This is a genomic window from Leptolyngbya sp. 'hensonii' (genome assembly GCF_001939115.1).
In the GTDB taxonomy this organism is placed as follows: Bacteria; Cyanobacteriota; Cyanobacteriia.
The window spans coordinates 1-10,757 of sequence record NZ_MQTZ01000016.1 but is presented as its reverse complement, the minus strand read 5'-3'; the positions used below and the strand labels follow the sequence as shown (position 1 = coordinate 10,757).

The following is a 10,757-nucleotide window of genomic DNA, read 5'->3' as shown; positions in this document are numbered from 1 at the left end:
GTCCATCCCCAGAGGCTTCCCCCAGCCCTGCTCCAGCCTCCCCCAGCCCAGAGAACACGACCAGCCCAGGAACCCTACCCGCCACAGGTATCCCCGGTTTCCCGATCGGCACTTCTGAACAGCAGGTTGTCGATCGTCTGGGCCAGCCCCTCAAACTCCGGGATGGATACTGGCCCAATACGGAAGCAGCCCGCTATGACCTGCTCCCCGGTCAGGTGACGCTGGGCTATATCTACGATCGGGGCACCCGCCGCCTGCGGCAAACGGAGGTCGCCTTCGCCCAATCCGTTGACTCACTGGTGATGCGAACTACCCTGAATGGCTTACTGGAGGGCAGAACCACCCCCGAGATCGAAACCGGACTCCAGGAAATCTATACCCGGCAGGCCAGCCGCTATCCCTTCCAGATCGGCAACCTGGAAGGCATCATTGAGCGCAATGGCTCCGATCGGATTTACATCGCCGTTTGGGACACCGATCTTCATTGAGCCTGATGGGGTAACCCCTGTAAAACTTTGGCATTAATATACTTCATGCACCAACACTGCCCTCACCCCCGGCCCCTCTCCCAGAGCGGGAGAGGGGAGAAATTAAGCGTTAATGCCCCTTCTCCCCATTGTGGGAGAAGGGGGTGGGGCATGAGGGGAAAGGGATTGGTGTGCCAAGTATATTGTTGCCAAAACTTTTGTACGATCGGAACGATGGGATTGTTGTCCTGCCCCGACTACACAGCTTTCAGGCACCTCCAATTTCAATCACTTTCCCCGGAGTCATGGTATTCAGCACGTTGCGAACATCTGGTATCAGAGGAACTAAATCAGAAAGCCTATTGCTGGGTGCCACAAGAACAACAACTGCTACTCCAGCTTGCTGCAAGTTTTGCTGATAACGCAAATTTTGATCCGTTGTGAGCAGAACCGTAAAGCCCTCTTAACTCATAAGTCGCAGCAGTTCACCGTTCTTTTTTCCTGACCATCCCATCTCGACAACTGTACGGATCTCGTAATCAACAAATTCACGCTTTAAAGGTCGTGGGACACATTCATCCAGCAGGATTCGCATAGGTTGTCAGCATTTCTTTGGCTAATTCAAGTGCTGCGATCGCCTGCCCACGGCTAACACTGGGAAAGTGCTCTAAGAATTCATCTAGCGGATCACCTGCTTCGAGATAATCAAGCAAAGTTTTCATTGGCACACGAGTTCCGACAAAAACCGGGGTTCCTCCCAAGATGTCAGGGTCGCTATGAATAACACGCGCTGTGGTTGTCATGTCAACTATCCAGTAGCAGGATTCTTTTTGATCCTAGCCTAGGTTACAGAACTTTGAAGTTAGCCTACTAGAGCAACACAGCCGCCCGTTCAGCCAGGTCCGATCGCTCCCCTTTCTGTAAGGTGATATGGCCTGCCAGCCCATCCTGCTTGAAATGCTCGATCGCATGGGCCAACCCATTGCTGGCCGCATCAATGTAAGGATTGTCAATCTGATCAATGTCACCGGTCAGGACAATCTTGGTGCCTTCCCCGGCCCGGGTCAAGATGGTTTTGACTTCGTGGGGCGTCAGGTTCTGAGCCTCATCCACAATCAGAAACTGTTTTGGCAAACTGCGCCCCCGAATATAGGTCAGGGGCTCAATCTGTAGCAGGCCCCGTTCAATCAGTTCCTCATGGCCCCGTCGCCAGTGACTGGGTTTGCCGATCGATTCCTGCGTTCCAAAAATCAAATCAAAGTTGTCGTAGAGGGGCTGCATCCAGGGGGTCAGCTTTTCGGTCACATCCCCCGGCAGATAGCCCAGATCCCGACCCATGGGAACGATTGGCCGGGAAATCAGCAGTTGGCTATACACTTTCTCATCCGCCACTTTCTGTAATCCGGCGGCGATCGCCAGTAAGGTTTTACCCGTTCCAGCCTTGCCCACCAGGGTCACCAAAGGCACAGAATCCCGCAGCAATAATTCAAAGGCAAATTTCTGTTCCCGATTGTGAGGACGAATCCGAGATACCCCAGACGCAGGTAACTTGAGCAGAGGCCCAATCTGACGGGTGGTACCATCGACGATCGCCAGCGCTGTATGGGAAGGACTGGTTTCATCAATCAGGGTGAGGGCCTGATTCGGCAGAAAATCCTGGGGCAGGATAATGGTCCCCTCTTTGTGGAACTGGTCGATCAGTTCAGGTCTGACCAGCACCTCCGCCATGCCGGTGAATAGCCCTTCCACATCCACCTTATCCGTCTCGTAATCCTCAGCCGTCAGGCCCAAGGCATCTGCCTTGATCCGCAGATTAGTATCTTTGCTGACCATCACCACCGGACAATGACACTGACGCTTCAACTCCAGGGAAACAGCCAGAATGGCATTGTCCCCCTGGTCGCCTTCCAGTTCTGGCGGCAGTTCCTGTAGGGTTTCCCGATGACACAGGGCTACCCTGAGAATCCCTCCCCCCTCCAGGGGAATCCCTTCCGTCAAATGGCCCCGTTTCCGCAGGGTATCCAGTTGGCGAGACACCTGCCGCGCATTCCGCCCGGTCATCTCAGGTTGCTTCTTGAAGCGATCGAGCTCCTCAATAATCGTAATGGGCAGCACAACATCATTATCCTGGAAGCGCAGCATGGCACTGGGGTCGTGCAGTAACACATTGGTATCGAGGACAAAAACCTTCTTCATAATCATTTCTGAGATGCGCTTTGGTGTTTCCATTGAGTGTGAGCAACGCGAATCTGATCGATCGCGGCAGTAAACGTATCAACACAGATAGGGATAGAAAAGTCAGCCGGATCAGCCATCGCCACCCCCCCATTCAGCATGTATTTTCTCGCCCAAAGCACTAGGTCAGACCACATCGGCCCAACAAAAACTAGGGGCACATCATGCAATTTCTGAGCCTGGAGCAATTGCCAGATCATCAGGGCTTCCAGGGTAGTGCCAATCCCACCAGGTACAACCACAAAAGCATCTGAGATCAGAACAAAATGATGCAATCGGGAGAAAAAGGTCTCATGGCAGTAGACCTGCTCCACAAAGGGATTCGTGTCCTGCTCGTACTCTAGAGCAACCCGAATCCCGATGGATTTCATCCGGTCCTCTGGATCGGCAATCACACTCCCTTCATTGGCTGCCTGCATTAGTCCTGGCCCGCCTCCGGTCACAATATCACAGCCCATGATCGTTAAGTCGCTGGCCAACTGGCGCACCCCTTCGTAGAGAGGATCCTCCGGATGCATGCGGGCAGAGCCGAAAATCGTCACCCGGTAGCGATCGTGGCGGGGACGAATTCGGGTCAAGTCATTGACCACCTGCCAGAGCCCTATGATCGCATTCTGGACGATCACAAAGGCTTCATCTCCTTCGGTAATGTTGATCGGACCCGTTGGATTGATGGGGCAGTTTTCTGGATTCAAAGGTTGATTCACACGATTAGACTTACTAAGATAGCAAATTCTAGGATCGCTCCCAGTCAAAGCATGGGCAAAATTACAGCCGTATTGATTTTAGTAACCAAAGTAGGCCCGTTTCTTTCTCATCGCTGCAACTTTAGTCAACAGGGCAAGGATCCAGACTCTTTCAACATCCTTTTATAATCCAAAGGAAGACTTCATCAGGGCTGCAGTACCATGTCCTATCAGTCCCAACTTGTTTTCTGTTACCTGAAAGATAGACCCAATGCTGAATATTTCCCAGCTTCTGGCAGATGAATTATCCCTGCAGCCACTTCAGATCAGCAACGCCCTGGAACTTTTTGCCGAAGGAGCCACGGTGCCGTTTATCGCCCGCTACCGAAAAGAGCGCACGGGCGAGATGACGGAAACCCAATTGCGAGATCTCCTGGAGCGGCACACTTACCTGACGGAACTGGAGGAGCGGAAGCGATCGATTCTGGCGGAGATTGGGCAACAGGATAAACTCACCCCAGAATTGCAGGCTAAGATTGTCGCCTGTCTGCAGAAAACGGAGCTAGAAGACCTGTATCTGCCCTTCCGGCCAAAACGCCGCACCCGTGCCACAGTAGCCCGTGAAAAGGGACTGGAGCCTCTGGCCACCTGGATTAAGTCCCTGAATATCCCCCAGACAACAGCCGTAGATCTGGACACGGAAGCCGGAAAGTATCTTTCGGAGGAGAAAGGCGTCAAAACGGTGGCAGAAGCCCTGCGGGGAGCAGCAGATATTCTGGCGGAAGAAGTGGCCGAAAAGGCAGAACACCGGGCCTACCTGCGGGATTTCCTGGTGGAATCCGGAATGCTGGTGTCACGGGTGAAATCTGACTACCCAGAGGGAACCACCAAGTTCGAGATGTACCGGAATTTCCAGGCCACTGTGAAGGCGATCGCCCCCCACAATCTGCTGGCCCTGTATCGGGGAGAAGCAGAGAACATTCTGGATGTGGCTCTGGAGTTCGATCGGGTGCAGGTGCTGACCTATCTGGAAGGTGCAGAAATTCGGGCTAAAACTCCAGCGGTCCGGACCTTCTATCGGGAGCTGTTGGCAGATGCCTTCGATCGACTGATGAAGAATTCCCTGATCACAGAAGTTCGATCCCTGAAAAAAGCCGAGGCGGATATTGCGTCGATTCAGACTTTTGAAGCCAACCTGCGGGAACTGCTGTTGGCGGCTCCGGCAGGCATGAAACCCACCCTGGCGATCGATCCAGGGTTCCGCACCGGTTGCAAGGTGGTGGTTCTGGATCAGACGGGTAAGTTTCTGGAATATCAGACGATTTTTCCTCACCAGGGAGAAGGGCAGCGGGCTCAGGCAGGTCGGACTCTGATCACCCTGATTCAGCGGTACCAGGTCGAGCTGATTGCGATCGGCAATGGCACTGCGGGTCGGGAAACGGAGGAGTTTGTGCGGGAGATCCTGAAAACCCTGGATCGCCAACCGATCGCAGTGATGGTAAATGAAGCCGGTGCCTCGGTCTATTCAGCCAGTCCGGTGGCGATCGCGGAATTCCCGGATCAGGATGTGACGGTGCGGGGCTCCGTCAGTATCGGTCGTCGCCTGCAAGATCCCCTAGCTGAACTGGTCAAGATTGATCCCAAGTCCATTGGCGTGGGTCAATATCAGCATGATGTCGATCAGAAGTTGCTGAAGCGGAAACTGGATGAAACGGTGGAGAGTTGTGTGAACCATGTCGGTGTAGATCTGAACATGGCCTCGAAGGAACTTCTGACCTTTGTTTCGGGCATTACTCCGGCTGTGGCGAATAACATTGTCACTTACCGTAATGAACATGGCGCTTTTCGCGATCGTCGCCAACTTCTGAAAGTCCCTAAACTCGGTCCTAAAGCTTTTGAACAGGCTGCTGGATTTCTGCGGATTCGCCAGGGAGATAATCCCCTGGATAATACCGCTGTTCACCCGGAGAGCTACGGGGTGGTGCAGGCGATCGCGGCTGACCTGCAGGTCCCTCTGACGGAAGTCACCCAGATCGCTGCCAGGTTGAAACCCTCTGACCTAAAAAAGTATGTCACAGAGAAAGTGGGGGAACCAACCCTGCGGGATATTCTGGCTGAGCTGGAAAAACCAGGACGAGATCCCCGCGCTGAGTTCAAGTACGCCACTTTTAAGGAAGGGGTAAAGGAAATCTCCGATCTTACGGTAGGCATGGAGTTGGAAGGGGTGGTCACAAACGTCGCTAACTTCGGGGCCTTTGTGGATATTGGTGTGCATCAGGATGGGTTGGTGCATGTGTCCCAATTGGCCGATCGCTTCGTGAGTGACCCGAAGCAAATCGTCAAAGTCGGACAGGTGGTGAAGGTGCGGGTGCTGGAGGTGAATGAGGCTCTGAAGCGAATCAGCCTCTCCATGCGATCGGGGGGGACAATGGAAGCGGCTCCCAAGCCCCAGAGCCCCAAAAACCAGATCCAGAAACCTCAGACTCAGAAGCCCCAGAACCAGCAGGCATCTAAGGGTAAGCAAGGGGCCAACGATAAGCAGGACAAAGAGTCAGAACCAACCCTGGAGGATCTACGGGCTAAATTTAATCAGAAACGCTAGTTCACCAGCATCTGGCATCACCCTACTTGCGTTCGATCAACTGCTGAAAGTCCAGGAGGGCCAGTCGTAGCCGATCGCCTGCAACTTCGTTAAAGTCATTGTGCATCGCCTCTGCCACCCACAGGGATAGCTTGGGGCCAGGAACTGCGTCGTAAAGCCGCTGACCGTGGCTGAAGGGCACCACCTCATCAGCCTGGCCATGCATCACCAGGACGGGGCATTTCACCTGGCGGAGGTGACGCAGGTTGGGAAATTTGTCGAAAGGCAGAATGGGGATCGGGACAACAACTCGAAACGCAGACGTGAAGGTGCTTTGCAAAACCAGGCCGGCGATCGAGTACCGGTTGGCTAGTTCCGTCGCAGAGCCTCCACCGACAGAACGACCGTAGACGATAATCCGCTCCGGTGGCACTTTCAGAGTCTGGGTCAGGTAGCGGTAGGCCGCAGCGGCATCCTGGTAAGCATTTTGCTCACTGGGCTTGCCGTCGCTGGTACCATAGCCCCGATAGTCATAGGCAAAGACGCTGAAGCCCCACCCCTGTAACCGCTCCAGCATGGGCCGAATATCCCCCAGATCCTCCGCATTGCCGTGAATGTAGAGAATCGTGTAGTCAGCCTGGAGATTGGGCAGGTAAACAGCAGAAATGTGGAGTTGGTCTGTAACTGGGACTTTGAGAACTGCCGCACTATCCCGATAGCTAGCAGGCTGTGGCAGGAAGATCATACTATCGGCCCGCAAAAAAACATAACCTGCAAAAACACCATAAATCAGGACTAACGATCGCACTGCTCTTTTCCAGCTCAGTTTGCCCATCAATAATGATTTCAGTTGTCCCACAAATTACAACCCGTCTCCTTCACGGACTGTCCTTACAAACGACTGGTTAAGAATCACCTTATAGCAACCAGCATTAGGATCACAACAACGCCGCAAATCCACAAAAAAGGGAGCTATTTCAGGCTCCCTTTCCACAACGTTGTCAACCAAAGTTACTTGATCGATACCTTACCGCCTGCTTCCTCCAACTCTTTCTTGGCAGCAGCAGCATCATCCTTGCTAACCCCTTCCTTCACAGCCTTAGGCGTTGACTCTACCAGGTCCTTTGCCTCTTTCAGGCCCAGACCAGTAATGGAACGGACAACCTTAAGCACCGAAATTTTCTTGTCAGCAGGCACTTCTTCCAGCATGACGGTAAATTCAGTTTGCTCCTCAACCTCTTCAACAGGAGCAGCAGCACCGGGTGCCGCCATCATCATGGCACCTACAGGAGCAGCAGCACTAACTCCGAAGGTCTCTTCAATTTGCTTAACCAGTTCAGCCGCTTCGAGCAGCGTCAGGGTCTTCAACTTTTCAACAATTTCAGCTACAGCAGACATAGAAAACTCCTATCTTGAGGGATTCATGAAAACTATTAAGCGGCTTCTTTCTCAGAAATAGCCTTGATCGCACGCGCCAGTGAGCCTGGAATCTCGTTAATCCCAATTGCAACTTTGGCGGTCAGAGAATTGATCGCACCTGCCACCTGAGCCATGAGTTGTTCCTTAGACGGCAGATCGCCGATCGCCTTAACATCCTCTGGATTCAGGGCACGACCCTCCATGACACCACCACGCAGCTCCGTCTTCTTGGTGGCTTTCTGAAAGTCCTGATAGGCCTTGATTGCACCGCCAATATCCTCTTTCACAAAGAGGAAGGCAGAAGATTGGCTGAGGAATTCTGACATTGGTTGCCAGGAAGCATTTCCATCAATCGCAATTTGCATCAAGGTATTTTTAGTGACCGTGCAAACCGTGCCACTAGCACGCAATCGCTTCCGCAAATCGGTGATCTCAGAAACTTTCAAACCTTTGTAATCTACAATTAGGGCCATCTGGGCCTGATCCAAATGTCCTTTGAGCTCAGCAACAATTTGCTTTTTATCTTCCAGTGTTCTACCCATTCTTGTATCACCTCCTTAGTTCTTGAAGAAAAGTTTTGAAGTTCAGTCAATAAAAAACCCCGGCAACTGTGCCGGGGAATTCCATCAGACACTTCAAGCTTGCAGCATAAAGCAAGAAAGTTGAAAGGCTGATGAAACCTCGGCAGGAAATTAAGCGATATTCACCTGCTGTCTCTGGTTCCAAATATTTGATTCTTAGTTGATTTTTCGTTTCAAATATTGAAGGTGTTAGAAGATAGCTACATACTAGCCCTAATTATGCTGCATCAGAAAATTTCAGATCCCGCAGCAGGTTAATGTCCATCTGGATGGAAGGCCCCATTGTTGCAGAAATATACACGCTCCTCCAATACCGCCCTTTAGCCCCTGAAGGTCGATTTCGATCGATTGTTTCCTGCAAAGCCTTCAAGTTAACCAGTAGATCATCCTCTGGAAAAGAAGCTTTACCGAACAGAACATGAACGATACCTGACTTATCAGCTCGAAACTCAAGTTTACCAGCCTTAAATTCAGAAATCGCTTGGGCTAAATCAAAAGTAACTGTCCCCCCCTTAGGCGATGGCATTAAACCACGAGGACCCAACAATTTCCCTAGAGAAGCCACCTTAGGCATCATGTCGGGGGTGGCAATCAGAACATCAAAGTCCATCATGCCTTTTTGGATTTCCTGAATCAGCTCTTCCGAACCAGCAATATCAGCACCCGAAGTAGAAGCTTCATTAACTTTCTCACCTCGGGCAATCACAGCAATCCGCTTGGTCAGACCTGTGCCCTTGGGTAAAACCACAGTGGTTCGAAGCTGTTGATCGGTATATTTAGGGTCAATACCCAGACGAATATGAGCTTCCGCAGACTCCGAAAATTTGGCCGTAGCAGTTTCTTTGAGGAGCCTCAGAGCTTCAAGGGGCTCATAAGCTTTGGGCTCGACCTTCTTACTCAATTCCCGCAATCGACGAGACAATCTCTTAACCATTTTTTTCTCCTTGGGGTAATAACGAGGTTTAAACTCTCCCCCACTAATTGAACGAGTGTTCAGGAAGTGAACTGCACCAATGAAGCTGATTAATCAGCAATAGAAACACCCATGTTACGGGCTGTTCCTTCAATAATTTTCATCGCCGCTTCAATATCATTTGCATTCAAGTCAGGCATCTTTGTCTGAGCAATTTCCCTCAGTTGAGCCTTAGTCAGAGTTCCAATTTTCTTCTTCTTAGGATCACTCGATCCTCTTTCGAGCCCCAGGGTCTTGCAAATTAACACAGAAGCTGGGGGAGTTTTAAGGACAAACGTAAAACTGCGATCTTCATAAACTGAGATCTCTACTGGCACAACAAGACCAGCTTGATCAGCAGTTCTGGCATTGTACTCCTTACAGAACATCATAATGTTCACACCATGCTGACCCAATGCTGGACCGATGGGAGGAGCAGGGTTTGCTTTACCTGCCGTGATCGCTAACTTAATGACCGCAACAACTTTCTTTGCCATTGATCTACTAGCTCTGTTTTTGAACCTGATTAAACTCTAATTCCACGGGAGTATCACGACCAAAAATAGACAACAGAGCCTTTAATTTACTACGCTCTGGACTAACCTCAATGACCTCCCCTTCAAAATCCTTGAAAGGACCAGAAAGAACGAGAATCTTGTCACCCGAAGCCATGTCAATCTTCACGACTGGCTTCTGATCCTGAGCCTGTTTAAAGATTCTCTCTACTTCAGTAGAACTCAAAGGTACGGGGGTAACGTGACCACGACCACGACCATACCGTCGCTTTTGCTCCGCACCCACAAAATTAATCACATTGGGGGTGTTCTTAACAACCATCCAGGTTTCATCATCCAAAATCATCCGGATGAGAACGTAACCTGGAAATATCTTCTCTTCAGTTGACTGGGGCTTACTACCTTGTCTAAACTTAACAGCTGGCGTTTGAGGAATCTCAACTTGGAGAATCTTCTCTCCTACATCCATGGTTTGGATACGCTGCTCCAGATTAGCCTTCACTTTTTTTTCGCAGCTGGAAGCAACCTGAACAGCATACCAGCGAGCTATACTACCAGATAACTCATCAGGAACATCCTCCATCTGCGGAAGATCATGCGGATCATCGGTTGAAAAAGTCATCCAAACACCTGTTTAGCTGCCCAACTGAAAAAGTTATCTACCAAATAAATCAAAGTGGCGGATAGGATCACCATCAAAATTACAGCTAGGGATTCACTAATTAATTGCTGCCTGCTAGGCCAGACAACTTTATCAAGCTCTTCCTTGGTTTCCTGCAGAAAAGCAAGCGCGTTGAAATCACTCTTAGCTGCTTGAGCTTGAACATCTTCCTTAACTACATCCTTCTTGACCACTACTAAAACCTCCGCCTATTCAAGACGTTTATTGACAAGCTAGGAAAGCTATTAAGCCAAGTAACTAAATTCACAAGCTAGCAGCAGATCTTGAAAAACCATAGCCGATCAAATTTATAAAGCTAACCAAACTAGCATGATAGCTCAAAACATCGACTAAGACAAACTGATAATTATCTCGGGATGACTATCTCAGGAAATTATCCAAAACTTTGGAGAACAAAAAGCCTTCCCACATGGGAAGGCTCTTTGAAAAATCACCCTGGCATCGAGCTATTTTTCCAGAGGGCTACCCCTCAAGTATGTTCGCCGCTGCAGCGTTTCACCTCTGAGTTCGGGATGGGGTCAGTGTGGGTCCACCGCGCCATAGACACCAGGAAGAACATCTAAGCGTTGAAAATAAGTTTTCAAAAAAGGATTGAAAACCTAATCTTTCAAAAACCTTCAAGGCTGCATAGTTACTAGC

At 50.6% G+C, this 10,757-nt stretch carries 11 protein-coding genes, 1 rRNA gene, 1 pseudogene and 1 other annotated feature; of the genes and pseudogenes, 2 read left to right on the top strand and 11 right to left on the bottom strand.

The annotated features are described in order from the left end of the window. Positions 1-488, top strand: a pseudogene (locus BST81_RS27935) (serine/threonine protein kinase); the annotation flags it as partial. Between the two features lie 554 nt (positions 489-1,042). Here the strand turns inward: BST81_RS27935 and BST81_RS05460 are convergent. The 3 genes from BST81_RS05460 to BST81_RS05450 all read right to left on the bottom strand — a co-directional run bounded on the left by BST81_RS05460 (position 1,043) and on the right by BST81_RS05450 (position 3,409). After that, positions 1,043-1,270 (bottom strand): DUF433 domain-containing protein, encoded by a 228-nt coding sequence (locus BST81_RS05460; RefSeq protein ID WP_075597536.1) that lies wholly within the window; start codon positions 1,268-1,270, stop codon positions 1,043-1,045. 67 nt (positions 1,271-1,337) lie between these two features. After that, positions 1,338-2,663: a PhoH family protein gene (locus BST81_RS05455; protein WP_075597535.1), complete on the bottom strand. Its 1,326-nt coding sequence runs from the start codon at positions 2,661-2,663 to the stop codon at positions 1,338-1,340. Between the two features lie 2 nt (positions 2,664-2,665). Further along, positions 2,666-3,409: an LOG family protein gene (locus BST81_RS05450; RefSeq protein ID WP_253188093.1), complete on the bottom strand. Its 744-nt coding sequence runs from the start codon at positions 3,407-3,409 to the stop codon at positions 2,666-2,668. Positions 3,410-3,659: 250 nt separating this feature from the next. Between BST81_RS05450 and BST81_RS05445 the strand changes: the two genes are divergently transcribed. Next, the gene (locus BST81_RS05445; RefSeq protein ID WP_075597534.1) at positions 3,660-5,990 is read left to right on the top strand and encodes a Tex family protein; all 2,331 of its coding nucleotides are present in this window, start codon (positions 3,660-3,662) and stop codon (positions 5,988-5,990) included. Between the two features lie 22 nt (positions 5,991-6,012). Here BST81_RS05445 and BST81_RS05440 read toward each other — a convergent pair whose 3' ends face one another. The 8 genes from BST81_RS05440 to rrf all read right to left on the bottom strand — a co-directional run bounded on the left by BST81_RS05440 (position 6,013) and on the right by rrf (position 10,669). After that, positions 6,013-6,828, bottom strand: a complete 816-nt coding sequence (locus BST81_RS05440) for an alpha/beta hydrolase (protein WP_253188092.1) — start codon at positions 6,826-6,828, stop codon at positions 6,013-6,015. 152 nt (positions 6,829-6,980) lie between these two features. Continuing rightward, positions 6,981-7,367 carry a 50S ribosomal protein L7/L12 gene (gene rplL / locus BST81_RS05435; protein ID WP_075597532.1) on the bottom strand — a complete coding sequence of 129 codons (387 nt, stop codon included), beginning with the start codon at positions 7,365-7,367 and terminating at the stop codon, positions 6,981-6,983. Between the two features lie 35 nt (positions 7,368-7,402). After that, complete coding sequence (rplJ, locus tag BST81_RS05430) at positions 7,403-7,930, bottom strand: 50S ribosomal protein L10 (RefSeq protein ID WP_075597531.1); 528 nt, start codon at positions 7,928-7,930, stop codon at positions 7,403-7,405. Positions 7,931-7,972: 42 nt separating this feature from the next. Beyond that, positions 7,973-8,126: a sequence feature (ribosomal protein L10 leader region), on the bottom strand. 60 nt (positions 8,127-8,186) lie between these two features. Next, positions 8,187-8,891, bottom strand: coding sequence for a 50S ribosomal protein L1 (rplA, locus tag BST81_RS05425; RefSeq protein WP_363079418.1), 705 nt, complete (start codon positions 8,889-8,891; stop codon positions 8,187-8,189). A gap of 101 nt (positions 8,892-8,992) precedes the next feature. Further along, positions 8,993-9,418, bottom strand: coding sequence for a 50S ribosomal protein L11 (gene rplK, locus BST81_RS05420; protein WP_075597529.1), 426 nt, complete (start codon positions 9,416-9,418; stop codon positions 8,993-8,995). Between the two features lie 7 nt (positions 9,419-9,425). After that, a complete protein-coding gene (gene nusG, locus BST81_RS05415; RefSeq protein ID WP_075597528.1) occupies positions 9,426-10,058 on the bottom strand; it encodes a transcription termination/antitermination protein NusG in 633 nt (210 codons plus the stop codon). Further along, the gene (gene secE, locus BST81_RS05410) at positions 10,055-10,291 is read right to left on the bottom strand and encodes a preprotein translocase subunit SecE (protein WP_075597527.1); all 237 of its coding nucleotides are present in this window, start codon (positions 10,289-10,291) and stop codon (positions 10,055-10,057) included. The genes nusG and secE overlap by 4 nt, the downstream gene beginning before the upstream one ends. A 260-nt stretch (positions 10,292-10,551) precedes the next feature. Beyond that, positions 10,552-10,669, bottom strand: a 5S ribosomal RNA gene (rrf, locus tag BST81_RS05405). Positions 10,670-10,757 lie beyond the last annotated feature (88 nt).